Below are 21,917 nucleotides of genomic sequence, written 5' to 3'. Positions count from 1 at the left end.
CCTTACGCCGTGCCCCGTCGCCCGCGCTGGTCACCGCTCATCTGCCTGGCCCTGGCGGCCTGCCAGCCGTCGGCGTCGCGCCGCGGGGCGACGGTGCTCTTCGCTTCCGGCGCCGACCTCCAGAGCATCAACCCCCTGCTCACGCTGCATCCGCTGGCCCGGCAGGTCCAGCGCTACGTGCTGCTGACGACACTGGCCCGCTACGACAGCGTGCTGGCTCCTCGGCCCTACCTTGCGCGGAGCTGGGACTGGTCGGCCGACCGGCGTCGGCTCGCCTTTCATCTCGAATCCGCGGTGCGCTGGCACGACGGGCTCCCGACGACCGCGGCTGACGTGGCATGGACCCTCCGGGCCGCGGCCGACCCCGCGACCGGCTACCCTCGAGGCAGCGAGCTCGCCGGCGTCGACTCGGTCATCGCGCCCGACGATTCGACCGTGGTCCTCCGGTTCACGACGCCCCAGTCCCGCTTTCCCGACGTGCTCACCGACCTCGCGATCCTCCCGGCCCACCTGCTGGACACGGTGCCGCACGACCGCCTGCGGCAGGCCGCCTGGAACACGGCCCCGGTGGGCAATGGTCCCTTTCGCTTCGTGGCGCACGAGGCCAATCGCCGGTGGGTCTTCGCGGCCAACCCCGATTTCCCGGCGCGCCTGGGCGGTCCGCCCCGGCTTCGGCGCTTCATCCTCGTCGTGGTCGACGAGCCGACCACCAAGCTGGCCGCGCTCGCGGCGGGCGAGCTCGATTTCGCGGGCATCCAGCCGGCGCACGCCGACTTCGTCCGCCGGGATTCCGCGCTCGCCGTCCTGAGTTATCCGATTCTCATGACCTATGGCCTCGTGCTCAACACTCGGCGCGGTCCGTTCGACGCCATCGGGGTGCGCCGCCGGCTGAATCGGGGTATCGACCGCCGGGAGATCGTCGACGGCTACCTCTACGGCTTCGGCACTCCCGCCGAAGGGCCGGTTCCTCCCGAAGTGCCCGGCTATCTTCCCATCCCTGCGGCAGACGGTGCGCCGCCGGCCCGGAGCGGTGCCGCGATCGGTTTCGAGCTGTTGACGGTCGGCAGCGGAGAAGCACCGATGGAGCAGATGATCCAGAGCCGTCTGGCCACGGAGGGATTCGAGGTCACCATCCGCCAGCTCGAGCTCACCGCCTTTCTCGCCCGGGTCTACGGTCCGGCGCACGACTTCGAGGCCGCGGTGCTGGGCGTGCCGGGCGACCTCGGGCTGGGCTACCTGCGGCCGTTGGCGGAGCTGGCCGGCCGGACGGCCCCGGCCGATCCCGCGGCCGCGCAGCGATGGTTCGCGGACTCGGTGCCGGTGGCATTCCTCTACCACGCGCGCGGGCTCCAGGGCATGAACCGGCGAGTACATGGGGTGACGATGGATCTGCGGGGAGAGCTGGCAACGGTACACGACTGGTGGGTGGCGCCGTGATCGAGCCGGTCCGGGCGGCGGCACCGGTCCGGCTCGACCTCGCCGGGGGCTGGACCGACGTGCCGCCCTACTCGGCGCGAGAAGGCGGGTTGGTGGTGTCTGCCGCCGTCCAGCTCTATGCCCATGCGGAGGTCCGACCAGGCGGCGCCAGCTACCGGCTGGTGGCTGAGGACCTGGGGCAGGAGATCGAGGTGTCCGATGCCGCGATGATTCCTTCGCGAGGATCGCTGCCCTTGCTCGCGGCCGGGCTGCGGATGCTTCCGGTGGGCCCCTGCACCCTGATCACCCGCTCCGATGCACCGCCGGGCTCGGGGCTCGGCAGCTCCGGCGCCCTCGACGTGGCATTGGTGACGGCGCTCAGCCACGTCAGGGGCGAGCTCCCCGACCGCCGGCGCATCGCCGAGCTGGCCTGTCATCTGGAGGCGGCGGAGGCGGGCATTCCCGGCGGCCGCCAGGATCAGTTCGCCGCGGCGTTCGGCGGATTCCTCCGGCTCGAGTTCCGCGACCCGACGGTGGCGGTCGAGCAGGTGGCCGTGCCCGCTGATGTGGCCGCGGAGCTGGAGCGGCGGATGCTGCTCTTCTACACCGGCGCGTCCCGCTTCTCCGGGGCCACCATCGACCGGGTCATGCAGGCGTACGAGCGCGGCGAACCCGCCATCGCGGGCGCGCTGGATGGCCTCCGGACGGCCGCCGAGCGGATGCCGGAGGCGCTCCGGTCCGGCGATCTGCCCCGAATCGGTGAGCTCCTCTCCCGGAACTGGCTGCACCAACAGGCGCTCGATCCGGCCATGTGCACCCCGCTCATGTCCCGGCTCGAGCGGGCGATGGTCGAGGCTGGTGCGCTCGGGGGGAAAGCGGCCGGCTCCGGTGCCGGGGGTTCGATGTTCTTCCTGCTGGGCGATGAGGATCTTCGGCCTGCCGCCGAGGCCGCGCGCGCGTTGGGCATGACGCGGCTGCCGTTGCGCTGGGCCGAGGAGGGCGTCCACCCGTGCTGACCGCCGCGGAGCTGTCGGTCCGACGCGAGGCGCTGGGCCCATCGCCCGACCTGTCGGCGCTGATCAGGCGGCTTGCCGAACGTGCCGCCCCGCTGCTGGCCCGGCGTCCGCCGGCGCCCCGGGCCAAGGCGCTCCTCTCCACCGACGGCGGCTTCTGTCCCCAGGACCGGAGCCCGCTACGCTTCGACCCATGGAGCCCATCGGTTCACCGGTGTCCCCGCTGCGGGTGCGAGTTCACCGGTGAGCGGCACGACCTCGCTTGGGCGCGCTACCAGCATCTCTGGCTGGCCGAGCGGGCGGCAACGCTCGCGACGCTGGCATCGCTCGCCGATCACCAGGCGGCGGCCGGCACGGCCCAGGCGATCCTCATCGACTATGCCGGCGCCTACCTGGAGTTCCCCAACCGGGACAACGTGCTCGGCCCCGGCCGGCTCTTCTTTTCGACCTACCTGGAGTCGATCTGGCTCACTGACTATCTCTCGGCGGCGGTGCTGCTGCGCGAGAGCGGTCAGCTCTCCCCGGAAGCGGCGGAGGGGGTGAACCAGGTCGCCGACGAGGCCGCCAACCTGATCGGCGAGTTCGACGAGGGCCTCTCCAACCGGCAGACCTGGCACAACGCGGCGCTGACGGCCGCGGCGGTCTGGTTCGAGGACGAGGAGCTCGCCACCCGCACCGTCGAAGGCCCCACCGGCATCCTGGCCCACCTGCTCCAGGGATTTCGAGACGACGGCATGTGGTTCGAGGGGGAGAACTACCATCTGTTCGCCCTACGGGGCCAGCTCCTCGCGCTGGGGTGGGCCCGGTGGACCGGCGTCGATCTGCTCGCCGACGAGCGACTCGCCCTCCGGCTTCACGCCGCGCTTCGCGCCCCGGCGGTCACGGCGCTTCCCGACCATACCTTTCCGGCCCGGAAGGATTCGCGCTTCGGCGTCTCACTGGCACAGCCGATGTACCTGGAGCTCTGGGAGGTAGGTCTCGCCCGTCTGGGCCGCACCGACTCGGACCTCTGGGGATGGCTCCGCGAGCTCTACTCGGTGCCCGCGCCTCCGGCCCAGCCGTTCGACTCGTACCTGCATGAGATGGATGAGCCGCCCCCCGATCGGCCGCGCACGCGCGCCGATCTCTCTTGGTGGTCGCTGCTGGAGATGATGCCTGCCATGCCCGAGGTGGAGGGTCGGTGGGCACCGGGGTCCGTGCTGCTGGAACAGCAGGGGCTGGCCGTGCTGCGGGAGGGCGATCGCTACACCAGCCTCGAGTGCGGCGCATACGGCGGAGGTCATGGACACCCCGATCGGCTCCATCTGACCCTGCACGCCGGCGGCTGCCACTGGCTGGCAGATCCGGGAACCGGATCGTACGTCGATCGCGACCTCTTCTGGTACCGCTCCACCCTGGCACACAACGCGCCCCGGCTGGATGGCGTTTCCCAACCTCCGGTCGACGCGCGTTGCACCAACTTCGATGTCCAGGGCGACTGGTCCTGGGCTCGTGGCAGCTACGGAGCGCTCTCGCGCACGCTGGTGAGCGGTCCGCACTACCTGCTCGACCTGCTGGACCTGAGCGCGGATGAGGAGCACCTCCTCGAGGTTCCCTGGCATCTCGACGGAACGGTGGAGGTCCTCACCGCCGGTGGCTGGGCGCCGGATCAGCTCGCCGACGAATTCGTGAGCTCGCCCGAGCGGTTCACCGGCGACACAGCGGATGCGGTGGTTCTCCGCGCCAGTGCACCCGGGTCGGCCGCGATCACGCTCCGCCTGCACCTCGATGGTGGCCAGCTCCTTCGAGCGGTGGGCCCCGGGCGTCCGGGACAGGCCGCGCGGCAGACTTTCTATCTCGTGCGCACCCAGGGACGCAACGCTCGGCTGGTCGCGGTGCTCGAGCCGGCCGCAGGGGCCGCGCTGGTTCAGGCGTTGAGGGTCGAGGGTGAGCTGGTGCAGGTCGAGCACGCCGAAGGGGTGGACAGCCACTTGCCGGTGAGCGACGGCTGGGAGATGACGCTCGAGGCCGGCCCGCTCCACCTGGCCGGCGGCCGTCGCCCGCCGGTCGTCTCCAAGCCGCTGATCAATCCCGACCGGCCGCTGGTGGCGCATGGAGTCGCCGCGCACGTGCCGGAGCCGCCCGCGCTCGACGGCACGCTGGAGGGCTTCACGCCGACCGAGCCGATGGCCCTCGACTACGAGGACCAATACCGTCGAAGCGAGGAGCCGTACCCCGGCCCGGAGGAGCTGTCCGCCACGGTGTTGGCCAATTGGGACGAGTCCGCGCTCTATCTCGGTATCGAGGTGGTCAAGTCGGAGGTGATCATCCGTGCCCCGGACTCGCCGCCGCTTCGGCTCGATAACGAGCTCGATGACATCCACGCCGACGGTGTCCAGGTTTACCTGCGCCCCGATCGCGATGGGCCGGTCTACGGATTTCTGGTGGTGCCGGGCGACGAGGACGGCGCGATCAGGGTCCATCCGGTCAGCGGCTACGCGGGCGCTCCGGAGATGGTGGACGGTGGCTGGCAGGGGACCGAGACCGGGTACTCGATAACCCTCGGAATCAGCGTCGCCGACTGGCGGGTGCGCGGCGGAGACCGGATTCCGTTCGATCTGCTGGTGAACGAGATGCGGCCGGGGCGGCTCCGGCGCGCCGGGCAGCTGGTCTGGAGCGGCGGCGGGGGTTGGGTCTACCTCCGGGGCGACCGCCAGCCGGAGACGGCCTTCGGAGTGCTGGAGCTCGAATGACCGGACCCATCGCGGGCTTCACCTCCACGGTGAGCAAGCGGCCTGAGGCGCTGTTCGGGGCCCCCGGCCCGGGGCTCCCATCGCGCATGACGCGCTCCGCCGGCTGCCGGGTCTGGGATGCGGAGGGACGCGAGTACGTCGACTACATCATGGGTCTCGGCGCCGTGGCGCTGGGGTACGGGCACCCGGCCGTGACCCGCGCGGCCGTCGAAGCGGTGGAGTCTGGAGTGGTCGGCCCGCTCCCACCGGTGCTGGAAGAGGAAGTGGCGGCCGCGCTGCGCCGGCATCTGCCATGGATGGAGCAGTCCCGCTTCCTCAAGACCGGCGCCGAGGCGATGGCGGCGGCCGTGCGACTGGCCCGTGCCGCGACCGGCCGCGAATACGTGCTCGGATGCGGATACCACGGATGGCTCGACTGGTGCCAGGGTGTCGAGTCGGCCGGAGTGCCGGCCGGCACCCACGCGCTCTACGGCGCCCTCCCATTCAACGACCCGACTCGCACCAGGGAGCTGATCCGCGCGGCCGGCGACCGGCTGGCCGCCGTGGTGTTCGAGCCGGTCATCGTGCGGGAGCCCGACCCCGAATGGCTGGCTGTGCTTCGGGAGGAGACCACCCGGGCGGGCGCGCTCCTGGTGGTCGATGAGATCAAGACGGTCTGCCGTCTGGCTGTCGGGGGCGGGACCGAGCGCTTCGGCATCGCGCCCGACCTCGCCGTGCTGGGCAAGGCAATCGCGAACGGCTTTCCGCTCGCGGTGGTCGGCGGACGCGCCGCGGTGATGGCCAGCATCGCGCATACCTGGATCTCGTCGACGCTGGCCACCGAATGGGTGGCGCTGGCGGCGGCGCGCGCGACGCTCGCGGAGATGGTGGCCCGCGACGTTCCCCGTCACCTCTCGCGGGTGGGCGGCCGATTGCTGGCGGGCCTGGAACGGCTCGCGGTCCGGCACCCGGCCGTGGTCACCGGCGTCGGAGGACTGCCCGAGATGTGCTTCCTCCAGTTCCGCGACGACACCGCCTCCCGGCGCCTGGCCGCCGCTGCCGCCCATCGCGGCCTGCTCTTCAAGCGTTCGGCCTACAACTTCGTCTCGCTGGCGCACGACGAAGCCATCATCGATAGCACGCTCGAGCGTCTGGAGGAGGCCCTCTCGACCATGGGCTGATCCGCCTAGATTTCCCGGGCCGGGATCGCGTGACTGGCACGCGGTGTACCGGCGGGGCACCAGCAAAGGGGACCGGAGGCGACATGTCACCCAGAAAACCGACCATCGATGACGTGGACGATATCGACGACGAGGATGGAGCGCTGGAAGAGGAGCTGGAAGAGGAGACCGACCTGAGCCTGCACGACGAGGATGAGGACGCGATCCGCACCGACGATGCCGCGGACCAGGAGGAGGAGCCCGAGGAGGAACAGCCCGAGGAGGAATAGCGGGAGATGTTGATCGACGTTCACGCGCACTTCCTGCACGACCGCACCCCGCGGGCCGACTGGCGAGAGCGCAACGCCAGCCGGCTCCGCGCGGGCGAGCGCGTGGGCATCACCATCCACGTCGCCTCGATCCTGGGGAGCTGGGGCCACACCTCTCCCACCTACTTTCCCTCGCTCCCCGACCTGCGCTACGCCAACGATTTTCTGCTCGCGATCGGGCGCGAGCACCCGGGCCGCATCCGCGGCTACGTGACCGTCAACCCCAACTACACCGCGGAGTCGCTGGGCGAGATCGAGCGCTGTCTCGATGCGGGCATGATCGGTATCAAGCTGGCCGCGAGCCGCCGGGCCGATCACCCGCTGCTGGATCCGATCTGTCGAGCCGCCGCGGAGCGGGGGGTCCCGGTGCTGCACCACATCTGGCAGCATCGCCGGCGCGACTACCCGGGGCAGGAGGCGTCCGATGCCCGCGAGCTGGCGGACCTCGCCCGGCGGCACCCGGCGGTTCCGTTTCTCCTGGCCCACATCGGCGGCGGAGGGGACTGGCTCCACTCGCTCCCGGTGATCCGCGATCTCCCCAACATTCTGGTGGACCTCTCCGGCAGCGGAGTCGACGGCGGGATGCTCGAGGCCTGCATCGCGGCCGTCGGGGTGGAGCGCCTGCTCTGGGGGTGCGATCTCACCATCGAGACCGGCTGGGCCAAGCTCCGCTACCTGGCCCATCTGCTCTCGCCCGACGAGCTCCAGCTGGTCGGCTGGCGGAACGCCGCGCGCATCTTCCCCGCGGGCGCCTTCCCGAGCGACTGATGCGCATCGACGTCAACGCCTTCGTGGGCGCCTACCCGTTCCGTCGCGTGCCCGGTACCTCGCCCGAGGCCCTGCTCGCGGCGATGGACCGGGTGGAGCTCGACGAAGCCTGGATCACCCATCTGCCGGGCATCTTCTGGCGGGACCCCAACGAAGGCAATGCGTGGCTGCTCGAGTCCGCTCGGCGGCTCCCACGGCTCCGGCCGGTGCCGGCCGTTCACCCCGGGCTGGCCCACTGGGAGGAAGCACTCGCCCGAGCCCGGGACGTCGGCGCCCCCGCGGTGCGCGCCGATCCCACCTTCTACGGCATGGACCCGGCTGGTCTGGAGATGCGGGCCCTCGCCGCTGCTTGTGCTGCCGCCGGCCTGCCGCTGGTGCTGGCCGTTCGGCTGGAGGATGCCCGTCAGCGCCACCCCAACGACCGAGCGGCCGAACTGCCGGCCGCCGCCGTCCGCGCCCTCGTCCGAAGCGACCCGGGTGTTCGGCTGCTGGTCACCCATGCCGATCGCCCGTTCGTCGAGGAGGTGCATTTCGGCTCTACCCCCGCGGAAGCGGCGAGGATCTGGTGGGATATCTGTTGGCTCTGGGGACCGCCGGAGGATCACCTCCAGACGCTGCTCCGGACGGTCGGCGTCGACCGCTTCGTCCTCGGCACCGGGCAGCCGCTTCGCCTGCCCGAGAACGCGGGGGCCAAGCTCGACCTGCTCGAGCTCGGCGCGGAGCAGCGTGCCGCCATCGAGGGTGGCAATGCCGGCTCGCTTCGAGCCCGGCCCTGACCCGGCCGTGGCCGCACTGACCGAGCGGCTCGCCTGGGGCCTCATCCCCGCGGTGCCCGTGCCCTTCCGGGGCAGCGAGCTGGACCAGGGAGCCCAGCGACGCTACGCCGGCTGGATGGCCGCGCAGCCGGTGGCCGGGGTGGCGGTCTGGGCGCACACCGGACGCGGCCCTCACCTGCTGCCGGAACAGCGCCGCCTGGTGCTCGACGCCTGGCGGGAGGCGCTGCCCGATCGCGTGCTCGTCGCGGGCGCGCGCGACATCGGCATGGCCATCGAGGCGCGCCGGGGTCGGGCCGACGCGCTGCTCGCATTTCCCGAGCGGCACGATCCGGTGGCTCATCATCTGCGCCTGAGCCGCGAGCTGCCGGTGATCGCCTTCTATCTCTACGAGGCCGCCGGCGGCGTCGCTTACGACGACGCGACGCTCGATGCCATTCTCGATCTCCCCGAGGTACTCGGCATCAAGGTCGCCACGCTCGATTCGGTGATGACCTTCCAGCGGATCGCCGCACTGATGCAGCGGCACCCCGACAAGCTGCTCATCACCGGCGAGGATCGATTCCTGGGCTATTCGCTCCTGCTCGGCGCGCGCGCGGCGCTGGTGGGGATGGGCGCGGCGCTGCCCGACCTGCAGGTGGATCTGCTCCGTGCCTGCGCGGCGAAGGACTGGGCCCGATTCGTGGCCCTCTCCGCGCTCTGCGACCGTTTCGCCCAGACCACCTTCATCGCGCCGATGGAGGGGTACATCCGCCGGATGCTCTGGGCCGCGGCCGCCGATGGCGCCCTGCCGCCCGAGTCCTGCGACGACCCCTGGGGACCCCCGCTGCCGGCAGTGGAGCGCGCCCTGGTGGAACAGACGGTGCGGGATGCTCGGACAACTGCGGCGTGACTTCGAGCGCTTCGGGCGCGAGCCGCCCGCCGATCCCGCCGCACACATCCGGGAGGCATATCGCATCGACCTGAGCGCCCGGTATCTGGGGTATTCCCTGCCACACCCCGTCGGCAAAGGCTCCGGGCAACTGTCGCTCAATGCCGAACAGCTCGAGGTCGATCGCGCGGCCGGACTGGCATTCGTGGTGCTCAAGACCGTGATCGCCGAGGATCCTGCGGGAGAGCGCTCGATGGGCGCCTGGGCAGTGCACGAGACCCGGATGCGGGTGGAGCCCCGGGTCTCGAGCACCGGCCGCGACGGCTGGACGGTCACCTGGAAGGGGCGGGGCTGGGACCGCTCGTTCGACGAGTACCTGGTGCTGGTGCGGCTCGCGGCGGACCTCACCCGCGCCGGCGGAATGGTCGTCGTGCCCTCGGCGAAGTACCACCTCCCCCGACTGGACGAGCCGTTCCGGGAGGCCGAGTATCGCTACACCACCGAGCGACTCGCCGCGGCGTGGGGCGGCACGGAGCTGCCGCTGGAGAAGGACTTCTCTCCCACGCTTGCCGGCGACTCCCTCGCCGACGAGCGGCCCCAGGTGCTGCGCTGGCTCCGCGAGGTACCTGGGCAGATTCGCGCCGGGGCCAAGGTGCGGCTCGCGGTCAAGCTGATGAACGCGCGCTTCGATGAGGCCTTCCAGCTGGAGATGCTGGATGCCTGCGGCGACGCGGACGCGCTGGTCTGCTTCAATCGGCTGTGGGACTCCACCCGGGCCGTGGCCTACGGCGGGTATGACCTGAGCGATCGCAACCTTCACGTGCTCGAGACCGCGCGGCAGCGGCGCCCGGGACCGCCGCTGGTCGGCACCGGAAACATCTGTTCCGGCCGGATGCTGCTGGACTACGCTCGGCTCGGCTGCGAGAGCGTCGAGCTCCACACCTTCTTCCAGCTTCCCCTCTCGCAGTACCCGGCGGTTGAGGGTACTCGAACCCAGCGCGCGCTGCATGCGCTGCTCTTCCACCCGGAGGACGGTCTGGTGGCCGGCATGCTCGCGCTGGAGGCCGAGGGGCGGCTGGAGCGGCGGGGCGGAGAGCTGCGCTTCCTCGATGTTGTCTACCCGGCCTGAGTCCCTGTGCGAATCGATCGTATCGAGCTGTACCAGGTGACGCTGCCCCTGGTGGAGCCGTTCATCATCTCCGGCGGAACGATGACGGAACGCCGCTCTCTCGTGGTCGCGCTGCACGACGAAGACGGCCACGTCGGCTACGGCGAGTCGCCCCCCTTCGAGCTGCCGTTCTACTCGGAGGAGACGCTGGGAGGCGCGCGGCTGCTGCTGACCGAGCTGCTCATTCCCCGGCTGCTTGGCCAGGAGCTCGCCGGGCCCGAGGCGGTGGATGTATCGCTCCGGGCCGGCGTACGCGGCAATCCGTTCGCTCGCGCGGCGCTGGAGACGGCGGCATGGGACCTGGAGGCGCATCGCCGGGGCAGCGGTCTCGCCGCGCTGCTGGGCGAGCGGCTCGGTCTCGCACCCGCGCCCGCCATTCCGTGCGGTGTCGCGCTCGGCATTCCGCAGGATCGCTTGACTCGCACCCTGCAGCGTTGGATCGAGGCTGCGGTGGCCAAGGGGTACCGGCGGGTCAAGATCAAGGTGGCGCCCGGCTGGGACTCGGCGCCCGTGGGCGCTGCCCGGCAGGTCCTGGCCGGCACCGGGCTGCCACTCACGGTCGATGCCAACGGCGGCTACGAATGGCCGGAGCACGAAGCGGCCCTGCGCTCGCTGGATGACGCCGGGCTGCTCTACTTCGAGCAGCCGCTTCCTCCGGACGACTTGGTGGGTCACGTCCAGCTTTCTCGAGTGCTCCGGACGCCGGTCTGCGTCGACGAGACGCTGCGAGATGCCCGGGCAGCCCGCCAGCTGGTCGCGCTCGACGGGCCGAGGACCTGGAATGTGAAGGTGCACCGGGTGGGAGGGTTGTCTGAGGTCTGCCGGATCGTGCGGACGGCCGGCACGGTCAATGCGGCGCTCTGGGCCGGGACGATGCCCGAGTCGGGGCTCGGCTCCCAGGCGGCCCTGGCGGCGGCCAGCCTCCCCGGCTTCGTCTACCCGTCGGACCTAGAGCCCAGCGCCCGCTGGTTCGGCCCCGGCCTCGACGTGATCGAGCTGACGATGTCCACCGACGGCTGGATGCAGGTGCCTGCACAATCGATCGCCGGGCTCCTGGACCGGGACCGGTTCCAGGCCGCCAGCCGCCGGCTCCTGACGGTCGACGCCGGGAGCCCGCGTTGACGATGCCGTTTCCCGGGCGTACACTAGCGGGAGGCCTCTTCGGGAGGGACCGTGGTCGAATACGCCATGCTGCTCGCGAGCAACGGCCTTCATGGGTTCGCCACCGACCTCCAGTCGCTGGGGCAGGGCGTGGACTGGTCGGTCATGCGGTATCTCCTGGTCGGCCTCTTCGCCCTGCTGGTGGCGCGATGGGCATTCAGATCATCGAACGGCTGATGGACGGGCAGATCGGTGCCGTTTACGCGTGAGGACGTGCGGGCCGCGGTGGAGCGCGCGGGCGACGAGCATTGGGACCGACTGATCCGGCACCATGAGGACGCCTATCCTGCCAGCCGGCCGACGCCCGGGGACGTCTGCCTCCGCGAAGCCGAACGGCTCAACCAGCTCGGACTGGCCGATCTGCCCGATCTGTCCCTGGCGGAAACCCGGGTCGAGCGGCTCGAGGGCGCTCTCCGGCTCACCCATGTGTTCGAGTACCGCCCGCGCGGGGCTCGACTGCTGACCGAGCCCTTCGTCGACTACGAGTGACCTCCGCGTCCGTTCCGGTCCGCTCGAGCTCCCGCCTCACCTTCCTTCTCATCCCCCACACCCATTGGGACCGGGAATGGTATCTCCCGCGGGCGGCGTTTCTCGCCCGCCTGGTTCCGATGCTGGATGACCTGATCGATCGCCTCGAGCGGCAGCCCGCCTTCCGCAGCTTCCTGCTGGACGGCCAGACGGTGCTGGTCGACGACTACCTCGGCGTGCGGCCGGAGCAGACCGAGCGGGTGCGGGCCCTGGTTCGCGCCGGACGACTGCAGCTTGGTCCCTGGTACGTCCTGGCCGACGAGCTAGTGCCGTCCGGTGAATCGCTGGTGCGGAACCTTCTCCTGGGCCAGCTCGATGCGGCACACCTGGGTGGCCGGAGCGATGTGCTCTACTCGCCCGACGCCTTCGGACATCCCGCGGCCTGGCCCGCGCTGGCCGCGGAGTTCGGCATCGGCTACGGCGTCCTCTGGCGGGGGCTGGGCGGCGAGGCGGGGCAGGATGGCGATCTCTACCGCTGGCGCGCACCGGATGGCCGCTCGGTGTTGCTCTATCACCTGCCGCCCGACGGATACGAGGTCGGCGCCGCGCTACCGGCCGACACCGTCTCCCTGGCCCAGGCGTGGCCGCGCCTGCGAGCGGCGCTCACCGCCCGCGCCGTCACCTCCCAGGTGGCCGTGTTCGTGGGCGCCGATCATCACGCCGCCCACCCCCAGGTGGGTGGCCTCCGCGAGGGCCTGTCCGGGCTGGAGCGGGAGGCAGATGTGCGGGTCTCCCGGCTGGATGACTTCCTGATCGCTGCGGCCGAGGAGGCCGGCCCTTTGCCTGAGCTGACCGGCGAGCTCCGCTGGTCTTACGGCTACACCTGGACGCTGCAAGGCGTGCAGGGAACGCGCGCCTCGCTCAAGCGACGGCACGCCGAAGCCGAGCTATGGCTGGAGCGGGTGGCCGAGCCCCTCGCGGCACTGGCGGCGGGTGCCGGCCTCGGCGACCGCGGTCCCCTGCTGCGACACGCCTGGCGCACGCTGGTGCGATCTCAGTTCCACGACTCCATCGGCGGCTGCACCTCGGATGAGGTTGCCCGCCGGGTGCTGATCCGGATGGAGGACGCGGAGAGCCTGGCGCGGGAGATCGCCGGCTCCGCCCTCGGCGCTCTGGCCGGCGACAACCCCGATCAGGCCCGGGATCACCCCGAGCAGACAGCGCCACGGCTGGTGATCTGGAATCCGGTTCCCCGTGAACGGGAGGGCGTCGTCATCGCCGAGCTCACCTCGTTCCGGTGCGACGTCCTGATCGGCCCGCCCGGTGACCGGAGCCCGAGGACGGGGAGCGCTGCAGTCCCGCTTCGGCTGATGGGCCCCGCGGGTCCCCTCCAGATGCAGGAGCTGGGGAGGTACGCTGCCCAGGAGCGGCTGGACTCGGCGCGGCATTATCCCGACCAGGATGAAGTGGAGGTCACCCGGGTGGCGCTGATCGCGCCGCGTCTCAGCGGGTTCGGGCTCGCGGAGCTGGCGCCGGCAGGGCCGGAGGCGCTGGAGCCGGCGCGGCCGGGCGTCGGCGCCACCGAGCGCGGTCTGGACAACGGCCTGATCGAGATCGCGGTCGGTCCCGATGGATCGGTTGGTCTGCATGACCGCGCCACGGGTCAGCGCTTCACCGGGCTCTTCGCGCTGGAGTCGGGTGGGGACGTGGGGGATACCTACAGCTACGCGGCGCCGGCTGGAGATCGGATCCGTTCCCTGCAACGGCCACCCGAGGTTCGCGTGCTCGCCAGTGGTCCGCTGGTGGGTGCCCTGGAAGTCCGGGGAGTGCTGAAGCTGGCCACGGGTCGGGTCGGTGTGCGACTGGTTCTGTCCGTCCACACGGAGAGCCCGGCGCTCCGTTGTACCCTCGAGCTCGATAATCAGGCGCTCGATCATCGCGTGCGGGTGCGTTGCCCCTCCGGAGTGCCCGGGCAGAGCGCCGTGGCCGGGGCCGCCTTCGGGCATGTCGAGCGCCGGCCGGTGCAGCCGAACCAGCGACGCTACCCGCGGGAGACCCCAGTGGCGACGGCTCCCGCTCAGCGGTTCGTGGCCACCGCAATCGGCGGCCGGGGTCTCGCGCTGTTCGCGCCCGGGTTCTTCGAGTACGAGCACACCGCCCGCGGCGATCTCGTCATCACCCTGTTCCGTGCCATCGGCCAGCTTTCCCGCGACGATCTCCCCACCCGGCAGGGCCACGCGGGCTGGCCCACGCCGACACCCGAGGCTCAGGAGCAGGGCTGCCACCGGGTCCAGCTCGCGCTGCAGGCCGTCGGTGCGGGGGACCTGGAGAACGGCGCCACGCTAGCCCGGCTCTGGGAGGATGTCTTCCTGCCCCCGCGCGCCGTCTGGCTGCGCCAGGCCATCCCGCTTCGCCCCTCCACCGGCGCACTCGAGCTGGAGGGAGCGGGCCTGGTCTTCTCGGCACTCAAGCCGGCGGACTCCGGCGGCGGGATCGTGCTCCGCTGCTACAACGGGTCGGACCTGCCGAGCGAGGGCGGGTGGCGCCTCCCCTGGGCCGCGGTCCGCGCCCAGCGGGTGCGCGCCGACGAACAGGGCGATCCGATGGAGCTGACGCTCGATGCCGACCGCCGCGGTGTCCGCTTCACCGCGGCCCCCCGGGCGATCGTCACGATAGTGGTTTCGTTGTCTCCGAGCTGATCGGGTCGCCGGCCAGCGCCTCGGGGCGGGTGACCCTGCCACCGGCGCGGGCGCCCCGCTAACTTCTCGCATGCGCGATTTTCCATCGCTGCCGTGTTATCCCTGTCCCCATCAATCCTCCTGTTGCGCCTACGGTGTCACCCTGAGTGACCAGGAGGCCGCCGCGATCATCCGGCACCACGGCGCCGCGAAGGTTTACCGCAGCCGCTGGGGCGAGTGGCGCACTCGGGTCCGCGGAAAGCGCTGCGTGTTCCTCCGGGAGAACGTGTGCACCATCCACGCGGAGAGCTACTACCCCGCCGTCTGCCGCGGCTTTCCCTGGACCGACGCGGAGACCGGCGGTCCCTACGAATACGACCGGACCATCTGCGGGGAGTTCCTCGCGCGGCCGGAGCTGGTGCAGTTGGGTCGGCGCTGATCACCTACCTCGAGGTCCTTCACATGAAGCTGGGCTCGCCCACCGTCATCCTCGCAGCAGCCTTTCTGGCCTTCACTCCATTGCCCATGTCTGCCCAAACGTCGCCCGACCGGGCGCTGGAGCACGCTCGGAAGTTGCTGCACTCCGCCCCGCTCATCGATGGGCACAACGACCTCCCCTGGGAGATCCGGGTCTCCAAGACGGCGCCGCGGGACGTGGCGGCGTACGATCTCCGGCAGCGGGCCCCCAAGCACACCGACCTGGGCCGGCTCAAGCAGGGCGAGGTCGGCGCCCAGTTCTGGTCGATCTACATTCCGGGCGAGATCAAGGACAGCGGCTTCGCCCGGGTGCAGCTGGAGCAGTTCGACATCGCTCGCCGGATGATCGCCAGCTATCCTGACCGTCTCGCGCTGGCACTCACGGCCGACGACATCGAGCGGGACTTCAAGCGCGGCCGGCTGGCCTCGCTTCTGGGAATGGAGGGCGGCCACGCGATCGAGAACTCGCTCGGTGCGCTCCGGTCCTACTACACGCTGGGCGCCCGCTACATGACCCTGACCCACAACGTCACCCTGGACTGGGCCGACGCCGCGCTGGACACGGCCCGCCACGGCGGACTCACCAACTTCGGGCGGGAGGTGGTCCGGGAGATGAACCGGCTCGGCATGCTGGTCGACCTCTCGCACGTCTCGCCGGGAGTGATGAGCAATACCCTCGATGTCGCCGAGGCGCCGGTGATCTTCTCCCACTCGGCCGCGCGCGCGCTGGTGGACCACCCGCGCAACGTGCCCGATTCCATCCTCGCCCGGCTGCCCAAGAACGGCGGCGTCGTGATGGTGACCTTTGTCCCCGGTTTCATCTCCACCGCTGTCGCCGCGTGGGAAGCGCGGTCGGACAGCCAGCTCACGCAGATCAAAGCCGCCGTCACCGACACGGCGGAACAGACCCGCCAGTGGGAGGCGTGGAAGACGGCGCACCCGAGCCCCACCGCCACCCTGGCCCAGGTAGCCGACCACATCGACCATGTGCGGGCGGTCGCGGGCGTGGACCACGTCGGCATCGGGAGCGACTTCGACGGGATGGAGGGGGGCCCGGTGGGGCTGGAGGACACGTCCACCTTTCCCCAATTGTTCGCGGAGCTGATCCGGCGGGGCTGGAGCGACGGCGATCTCAAGAAGCTGGCGGGAGGCAACTTGCTGCGGGTGCTGCATCAGGCGGAGGCGACGGCTGCGCGGCTGCAGCGGAGCCGGCCGCCCTCGACCGCCACCATCGAGGCCCTGGACGGACGGCAGACCCGCCCGGCTACCTGACGTTCAGGTCTGCCGGCCCACCACCAGAAAGGCGAACGCCGCTGCCAGCCCGGCGAAGAGGAACCACTGGATCGCGTAGCTCAAGTGGGGTCCCTCGTCGATCGGTGGCGGCTCAAGTCGTCGGGGAAAGCTCGGGACGCCGGGGCCGGGAGTCTGCCTGAGATAGACCGGCAACACGGGGTAGGGGAGCTGCGAGCGCAGCGCGGGCAGGTCGAGCCGGGCCCAGGTGGTGCGGCCCGCGTGAACGATCGGCTTCCCGCCTCCGGTGCCCACCGGAACCGCCGTGCCTTCCGCCACGATCTCTCCTGGTTCCCGCAGGCGCTCCGGCTGAACGCTCACCGCATCGGGCGCCGGGACGAATCCCCGATCGACCAGCAGGGCCGTATCGGTTCCCGCCATCCTGAGCGGCGTCACCAGGTGAACGCCGGGCACGCCCTGCAGCGCCTCTCCGCGAAGCACGATGTCGTGATCGTGGTCGTAGCGCCCCCGGGCGATCAACCGATGCTCCGCCAGCGTGTCCGGCCGGCGGAGCGCCGGGCCGGGCAGCCGCACCGGAGCCGCGCTCCGCGCGGCCAGGGTGATCCGATTGGCGCCGCGGCGCTGGTGCAGGCGGGAGAGCTGCCAGATGCCCAGCCTGGCGAATCCGGCAGCCAGCACCAGCAACAGTGCCATGAGCAGGCGTCGAGCCCAGGGTGACATGACTGTACGCGATAAGGGACGACGCTCAGCCCCGACCCGCGGATTCGGGCATTCCCGCCGCGGTCCGGTCCTTGCCACGCGCCGGAAGGTCCACAGCGGACCAGCGGACAACTTAACTGCGGCGAGGCGATGTATGCTGACCATCTGGCGGGGCTTCACGCTGGCGGCGACGATCGTGCTCCTGGGGCCGGGCGATGGCTGGTCGCAGGCCGCCCCCCGCGGCCTGGTCGAGGTGGCGCGCGGCGGACGGGCCGGCTTCTGGGGCGGTGTCGGGCTCGGCGCCGGGGGAGAGGCATTCGACCTCCTCGACGGCGTCGGCTACAGTGACGAGCTCTACAAGCCGACCATCTCGGTCCGCCTCGGCGGCACCGTCAATCAGCATCTCCGCCTCGGAGGAGAGCTCCTCTCCTGGATCGACGACCAGGGGGATCAGACCGCCTCGCTCAGCAGCTTTCTCTTCATCGCGCAGGCCTATCCGCTCTCGACGGCGGGACTCTATCTCAAGGGCGGACTCGGGGTGGGCCGGAACGCGGTGGACTTTCGCAACGGATTCGACGTGGGAGATACCGGGTTCGCCGGACTGGTCGGCGCGGGGTGGGAGCTCCGGGTCGGCCGGCGAGTGTATCTCAATCCGGCCATCGACCTGGTCGGCCATCGCTACACCGGACGCGTCGGTGACCGCTACCACGAGCGGCTGGTCAACTTCGGCCTGGGCATCCTCTTCCAGTCGGGTCGCTAGCTGCCTATCCTACGCGGCATACCCCTTCATGATCGGCGATCGATGAGTCAGGCCGTCCCGCTGGTGTCCCGACGCGGCTTCCTCCCGGTCGCTCTCGCCGTCCTCCTGGGCTGCGGCCTGGGCTGCGGCGGCGACCTGACGCTGCCGGATGCGTCCGGTAACGGGATCGACCTCTCGATCGTGGACGGACGGACGCAGACCGGAGTCGTGGGTGAGCCGCTACCCAGGCTGGTGGTCGTGAAGGTGGCCACCCAGGCCGGCCAGCCGATCGGAGGGAGACGGGTTGCCTTCGTGCTCTCGGATCCGTCGGCTGGCACCATCGACCCCGACACGGCCATCACCAGCTCCGAGGGACAGGCCTCCGCGCGTTGGGTGCTGGGAACCAGGCCCGGTGAATACCAGGGCGAGGCACGCCTGGTGACCACCGACTCCACCGCGCCGCCGAGCATCCCCTTCGCTGCCACTGCTCATGCGGGGCCCCCTGATACCGTGCGTGCCGTCAGTCCCCAGAATCAGTTCGGCCGCCGGGAGCACCAGCTCGACGATCCGCTCGTGGTGGCCGTGGTCGACCGGTTCGGCAATCCGGTGCCCGGCGCGGCGGTCCACTGGAGCGTGACCAGTGGGGGCGGATCACTGAGTGCGGAGGAGACTGCGACGGGATCGGACGGGACCACCTCGGTGGCCTGGACCTTGGGACCTGGTATCGGGCTGCAACGGGCCTCCGCGGCGGTCGAGGGGGCCACCGGCTCCCCGCTGACCTTCACGGCAACGGTCCTGTTCTGACCCTTGTTGTTGCGCGCGCGCCACACTGTTCCCGATTGCACTTCCAAATTATTGTAATTTAGACACTTAAAACGCAATTGGCAGTCCAGAGCAAGGCACGTAATCTGCTTGTTTCGGGACTGTCGTCCATCATTCAACCCGATCACCGGTGCCCATGACTCGTCGTCTCGCGTCCCTGCTCGCGATCGGCCTCGCCACCGCTGCTTACGGTTGCGGCGGCGATGGCCTGGCACTGCCGGGAAACGGAGACGCCTCCAACATTGCGGCGTTCGCCGGGAACAATCAGCAGGCTCCGGCAGGATCGACCCTGGAGCAGCCGGTGGTGGTCCTGGTCACCGACCCGGGCAACCGGCCGGTCGAAGGCCAAGGTGTCGTCTTCGAGGTCAAGAGCGGCGCGGGGAGTGTCACCCCCGACACCGCGTTCACCGACGCCGCTGGGAAGGCCTCGTTCTCCTGGACGCTGGGGGCGCCCGCGGGCGAGCAGCGGGTTCAGGCGCGTGCGTTCGGCGGCGGCGTCACCGGCACGGTCGCGGTTGACCTCAAGGCCACCGCAATGACCGGGGCCGGCTCGGCGCTCTCCCAGGTGAGCGGTGACAATCAGACCGCCGCCGTCCGCTCGGCGCTTCCCGATTCCCTCGTGGTCAAGGTGAGCGACGCGGTGGGGAACCCCGTTGCCGGCGTCGAGGTGCTGTGGACGGTGTCCAGTGGGTCGATCACCCCGGCGACTGTCACCACCGGCGCGGATGGCCTGGCGGCGGCCGAGCGGGTGCTCGGGAGCTCAGCCGGCACCCAGACGGCGGCGGCGACGGTCGATGGGCTGGCCGGCTCGCCGGTCACCTTCACCAGCACGGCGGAGGCCGCCAACCCGACCTCGCTGGTCTACGTGGCGGGCGATGGGCAGACGGCGCCGGCCGGGTTCCCCTTGGCGGATTCGCTGATGGTCCGGTTGGTGGATGACAACGGGAACGGCGTGGGCGGCAAGGCCGTAACCTGGGTCATACCCTTGGGCCAGGGCGGCTCCGTGACGCCGCTCAACAGCACCACGACCGCGAACGGCTATGCCTCGACCCATTGGACCCTCGGCCCGGCGGCCGGCTCGAATCTGCTGAACGCCGTGTTCTCCGGCGTACCCTCGGTGCCGTTCACCGCGATGGCCACGTCGGACGTGCCGACGAAGATCGTCCTGAACGGCGGCGACAATCAGTCGGCACCGGTCGGATCCACGCTGGCGCTCCCGCTCTCCGTGAAGGTCACGGATGGTAACAACAATCCCGTCGCCAACGTGTCGGTCACCTGGACCGCTGACAGTGGTTCCGTGTCCGCTCCGACCTCGAACACCAATGCGAGCGGCATCGCCCAGGTGAGCCGGACGCTGGGGCTCGTCCCGGGCACCTACGGCACGACTGCGGCGGTCGCCGGGCTCACTGGCTCGCCGGTGAGCTTCACTTCCACCGCCACGGTTGGCGCGCCGGCCAAGCTCGCGTTCGATGTGCAACCGAGCAGCGCCGGCGTGGGAGAGACGATCACGCCGGCGGTCGAGGTCTCGGTGCGGGACGCGCAGGGGCTGCTGGTCCCCACCGCCACCAATGCCATCACCCTGACCTCCTCCGTCGGTGGAACGCTGGTGGGAGGAGGAGCGGTGAACGCGATTGCCGGCGTTGCCGTCTTCCCGGGGCTTTCCATCAACCAAGCGGGCTCCGGCCTCAAGCTGACCGCGCATGCCTCGGGCCTGAGCAACGCCGTCAGCGATGCCTTCGACATCGGCAAGTCGGGGACGACCACCACGCTGGATGGAGACACCCCGGCGACATCGGTGACCGGCCAGGCGGTGACCACGACGTATTCGGTGACTCCCACCGCCGGCGGCGGCACCCCGACCGGCACGGTCACGGTGAGCGACGGTGCGGGTACCAGTTGCTCCGCGAGTGTCGCGGCCGGGAGCTGCACGCTTACCTTCACCACCGCCGGGACCCGTTCGCTGACGGCGAGCTACGCTGGCGACGCCAACTTCGCCAGCAGCGTCTCGGCCTCCAGCACCCATCAGGTGAACAAGGCGAACACCACGGCCCAGCTCATCCAGGACGATCCCGACCCTTCGGTCTTCGGCGAGCCGGTCACGTTCAGCTTCACGGTCACTGTGAACGGGCCCGGCTCCGGAACTCCGACGGGGCTGGTCACGGTCGCCGGGACTGGCGGCGGCGGCGCGGTGAGCTGCCAGGCCGACGCCACGGTCGGGAGCTGCTCGCTGGTGCCCACGGCGGTCGGCAGCAGGAACTACGTGGCGACCTACGCCGGCAGCGCCGATTTCAACTCCGACCCCTCCGGTAACCTGGCTCACCAGGTCAACCAGGCTGCCACCTCGACCACGGTGGTCTCGTCCGACCTGTCGACCGATCCGGGCGAGAGCGTGACCTTCACCGCCACCGTGACGGTGACCGCGCCAGGCGCGGGCACGCCGACGGGGCAAGTGCGGTTCTTCGATGGGGCGAATCAGATCGGCAGCAACAGCGCCTTGAACGGGAGTGGCGTGGCCACGCTCTCCACCACCAGCCTGGCCAGCGGCAGCCACAGCATCACGGCGGTCTATCTCGGCTCGACCAACTTCGCGGGGAGCACCTCCAGCGACATCACCCAGGTGGTGGCCGCAGCCCCGGCGGCGACGAATGACGCTTTCGGCGTGGACGAGGACGGGTCGCTGAGCGTCGACGCCGGGACGGGCCTGCTCCAGAACGACACGCCGAGCAGCGGGGTGACCGCCGAGCTGGTGGCCGGACCGTCGAACGCGAGCAGCTTCGCGCTGCATGGCGATGGGTCGTTCGATTATGCGCCGGCCGCCAACTTCAACGGCACCGACAGCTTCACCTATCGGACCAACAACGGCTCGCTCACTTCCAACACGGCCACGGTCACCATCACCGTGTCCCCGGTGAACGACGCGCCCAGCTTCATCAAGGGAGCCGATCAGAGCGTGGGGAGCTTGAGCGGGATCCAGACGATCCTGGGCTGGGCCACCGGGCTGAGCCCAGGGCCGGCCGACGAGTCGGGACAGACCCTCTCCTTCGAGACCTCAACTGACAACGACGCCGCCTTCCTGGTAACCCCCTCGATCAGCGCCACCGGAACTCTGACGTACACCCCCAGCGTCCTCCTGGTCTCTCCGGTCAGTGTCACGGTCTCGGTCCGGGTGCAAGACACCGGTGGAACGGCCAACGGGGGCGTGGACGTGAGCGACTTTCAGACGTTCAAGATCGACATCGGGATCGGCACTTGATAAGCTTCGGGGCTCCCTTTTCCTCGCTCACGCTCACGGGTACGGTGTCAGTGCGCCTCATCCGTCGTCTGGTCACGTCCCTGACCCTGCTCTCCGCGGTGGGCTGCGGCGGGAGCGACCTCGTGCTGGGCAACGAGGGACAGCCGGCCAAGGTCGCGAT

19 protein-coding genes are annotated in these 21,917 nt (G+C 70.5%); 18 read left to right on the top strand and 1 reads right to left on the bottom strand.

Annotation, left to right across the window (positions count from 1 at the left end; translation table 11 throughout):
• Positions 1-9 precede the first annotated feature (9 nt).
• The 15 genes from VHR41_03050 to VHR41_02980 all read left to right on the top strand — a co-directional run bounded on the left by VHR41_03050 (position 10) and on the right by VHR41_02980 (position 16,265).
• A complete protein-coding gene (locus VHR41_03050; protein ID HEX3233148.1) occupies positions 10-1,437 on the top strand; it encodes an ABC transporter substrate-binding protein in 1,428 nt (475 codons plus the stop codon).
• Entirely contained in the window at positions 1,434-2,432 is a 999-nt protein-coding gene (locus VHR41_03045) for a hypothetical protein (protein ID HEX3233147.1), read from the top strand. The genes VHR41_03050 and VHR41_03045 overlap by 4 nt, the downstream gene beginning before the upstream one ends.
• Complete coding sequence (locus VHR41_03040; protein ID HEX3233146.1) at positions 2,426-5,161, top strand: heparinase II/III family protein; 2,736 nt, start codon at positions 2,426-2,428, stop codon at positions 5,159-5,161. Before VHR41_03045 ends, VHR41_03040 begins: the two co-directional genes overlap by 7 nt.
• The gene (locus tag VHR41_03035) at positions 5,158-6,321 is read left to right on the top strand and encodes an aminotransferase class III-fold pyridoxal phosphate-dependent enzyme (protein ID HEX3233145.1); all 1,164 of its coding nucleotides are present in this window, start codon (positions 5,158-5,160) and stop codon (positions 6,319-6,321) included. The genes VHR41_03040 and VHR41_03035 overlap by 4 nt, the downstream gene beginning before the upstream one ends.
• Positions 6,322-6,404: 83 nt before the next feature.
• The gene (locus VHR41_03030) at positions 6,405-6,590 is read left to right on the top strand and encodes a hypothetical protein (protein HEX3233144.1); all 186 of its coding nucleotides are present in this window, start codon (positions 6,405-6,407) and stop codon (positions 6,588-6,590) included.
• Between the two features lie 6 nt (positions 6,591-6,596).
• Complete coding sequence (locus tag VHR41_03025; GenBank protein ID HEX3233143.1) at positions 6,597-7,397, top strand: amidohydrolase family protein; 801 nt, start codon at positions 6,597-6,599, stop codon at positions 7,395-7,397.
• Positions 7,397-8,173, top strand: coding sequence for a hypothetical protein (locus VHR41_03020; protein HEX3233142.1), 777 nt, complete (start codon positions 7,397-7,399; stop codon positions 8,171-8,173). The genes VHR41_03025 and VHR41_03020 overlap by 1 nt, the downstream gene beginning before the upstream one ends.
• Complete coding sequence (locus VHR41_03015; protein ID HEX3233141.1) at positions 8,145-9,062, top strand: dihydrodipicolinate synthase family protein; 918 nt, start codon at positions 8,145-8,147, stop codon at positions 9,060-9,062. The genes VHR41_03020 and VHR41_03015 overlap by 29 nt, the downstream gene beginning before the upstream one ends.
• The gene (locus tag VHR41_03010) at positions 9,040-10,170 is read left to right on the top strand and encodes a hypothetical protein (GenBank protein HEX3233140.1); all 1,131 of its coding nucleotides are present in this window, start codon (positions 9,040-9,042) and stop codon (positions 10,168-10,170) included. Before VHR41_03015 ends, VHR41_03010 begins: the two co-directional genes overlap by 23 nt.
• 6 nt (positions 10,171-10,176) lie before the next feature.
• Positions 10,177-11,331, top strand: a complete 1,155-nt coding sequence (locus VHR41_03005) for an enolase C-terminal domain-like protein (protein ID HEX3233139.1) — start codon at positions 10,177-10,179, stop codon at positions 11,329-11,331.
• Between the two features lie 51 nt (positions 11,332-11,382).
• Positions 11,383-11,547 carry a hypothetical protein gene (locus VHR41_03000; protein HEX3233138.1) on the top strand — a complete coding sequence of 55 codons (165 nt, stop codon included), beginning with the start codon at positions 11,383-11,385 and terminating at the stop codon, positions 11,545-11,547.
• 15 nt (positions 11,548-11,562) lie between these two features.
• Positions 11,563-11,859: a hypothetical protein gene (locus VHR41_02995; protein HEX3233137.1), complete on the top strand. Its 297-nt coding sequence runs from the start codon at positions 11,563-11,565 to the stop codon at positions 11,857-11,859.
• Positions 11,856-14,537: a glycoside hydrolase family 38 C-terminal domain-containing protein gene (locus VHR41_02990; protein ID HEX3233136.1), complete on the top strand. Its 2,682-nt coding sequence runs from the start codon at positions 11,856-11,858 to the stop codon at positions 14,535-14,537. The genes VHR41_02995 and VHR41_02990 overlap by 4 nt, the downstream gene beginning before the upstream one ends.
• A gap of 70 nt (positions 14,538-14,607) precedes the next feature.
• Complete coding sequence (locus VHR41_02985) at positions 14,608-14,955, top strand: YkgJ family cysteine cluster protein (GenBank protein HEX3233135.1); 348 nt, start codon at positions 14,608-14,610, stop codon at positions 14,953-14,955.
• A 23-nt stretch (positions 14,956-14,978) separates the two neighbouring features.
• Complete coding sequence (locus VHR41_02980) at positions 14,979-16,265, top strand: dipeptidase (protein ID HEX3233134.1); 1,287 nt, start codon at positions 14,979-14,981, stop codon at positions 16,263-16,265.
• Positions 16,266-16,268: 3 nt separating this feature from the next.
• Here VHR41_02980 and VHR41_02975 read toward each other — a convergent pair whose 3' ends face one another.
• A complete protein-coding gene (locus VHR41_02975) occupies positions 16,269-16,937 on the bottom strand; it encodes an SURF1 family protein (protein ID HEX3233133.1) in 669 nt (222 codons plus the stop codon).
• Between the two features lie 160 nt (positions 16,938-17,097).
• Between VHR41_02975 and VHR41_02970 the strand changes: the two genes are divergently transcribed.
• The 3 genes from VHR41_02970 to VHR41_02960 all read left to right on the top strand — a co-directional run bounded on the left by VHR41_02970 (position 17,098) and on the right by VHR41_02960 (position 21,757).
• The gene (locus VHR41_02970) at positions 17,098-17,703 is read left to right on the top strand and encodes a hypothetical protein (GenBank protein ID HEX3233132.1); all 606 of its coding nucleotides are present in this window, start codon (positions 17,098-17,100) and stop codon (positions 17,701-17,703) included.
• A 42-nt stretch (positions 17,704-17,745) separates the two neighbouring features.
• Positions 17,746-18,486 (top strand): Ig-like domain-containing protein, encoded by a 741-nt coding sequence (locus VHR41_02965; GenBank protein ID HEX3233131.1) that lies wholly within the window; start codon positions 17,746-17,748, stop codon positions 18,484-18,486.
• Between the two features lie 154 nt (positions 18,487-18,640).
• Positions 18,641-21,757 carry an Ig-like domain repeat protein gene (locus VHR41_02960; protein HEX3233130.1) on the top strand — a complete coding sequence of 1,039 codons (3,117 nt, stop codon included), beginning with the start codon at positions 18,641-18,643 and terminating at the stop codon, positions 21,755-21,757.
• The last annotated feature ends 160 nt before the right edge of the window (positions 21,758-21,917 follow it).

This window comes from Gemmatimonadales bacterium, from assembly GCA_036265815.1.
Taxonomy (GTDB): domain Bacteria; phylum Gemmatimonadota; class Gemmatimonadetes; order Gemmatimonadales; family GWC2-71-9; genus CAVVWJ01.
Note: the sequence above shows the minus strand (reverse complement) of the source record. Positions and strands in the feature narration are given on the sequence as shown.

What these genes read in the sequence shown, in the direction of transcription:
- VHR41_02970 (HEX3233132.1), top strand. Translation starts at nt 17,098, where the DNA reads ATGCTGACCATCTGGCGGGGCTTCACGCTGGCGGCGACGATCGTGCTC.
- VHR41_03025 (HEX3233143.1), top strand. Translation starts at nt 6,597, where the DNA reads ATGTTGATCGACGTTCACGCGCACTTCCTGCACGACCGCACCCCGCGG.
- VHR41_02985 (HEX3233135.1), top strand. Translation starts at nt 14,608, where the DNA reads ATGCGCGATTTTCCATCGCTGCCGTGTTATCCCTGTCCCCATCAATCC.
- VHR41_03010 (HEX3233140.1), top strand. Translation starts at nt 9,040, where the DNA reads ATGCTCGGACAACTGCGGCGTGACTTCGAGCGCTTCGGGCGCGAGCCG.
- VHR41_03015 (HEX3233141.1), top strand. Translation starts at nt 8,145, where the DNA reads ATGCCGGCTCGCTTCGAGCCCGGCCCTGACCCGGCCGTGGCCGCACTG.
- VHR41_02960 (HEX3233130.1), top strand. Translation starts at nt 18,641, where the DNA reads ATGACTCGTCGTCTCGCGTCCCTGCTCGCGATCGGCCTCGCCACCGCT.
- VHR41_03030 (HEX3233144.1), top strand. Translation starts at nt 6,405, where the DNA reads ATGTCACCCAGAAAACCGACCATCGATGACGTGGACGATATCGACGAC.
- VHR41_03035 (HEX3233145.1), top strand. Translation starts at nt 5,158, where the DNA reads ATGACCGGACCCATCGCGGGCTTCACCTCCACGGTGAGCAAGCGGCCT.
- VHR41_03020 (HEX3233142.1), top strand. Translation starts at nt 7,397, where the DNA reads ATGCGCATCGACGTCAACGCCTTCGTGGGCGCCTACCCGTTCCGTCGC.
- VHR41_02965 (HEX3233131.1), top strand. Translation starts at nt 17,746, where the DNA reads ATGAGTCAGGCCGTCCCGCTGGTGTCCCGACGCGGCTTCCTCCCGGTC.
- VHR41_02980 (HEX3233134.1), top strand. Translation starts at nt 14,979, where the DNA reads ATGAAGCTGGGCTCGCCCACCGTCATCCTCGCAGCAGCCTTTCTGGCC.
- VHR41_02975 (HEX3233133.1), bottom strand. Translation starts at nt 16,937, where the DNA reads ATGGCACTGTTGCTGGTGCTGGCTGCCGGATTCGCCAGGCTGGGCATC.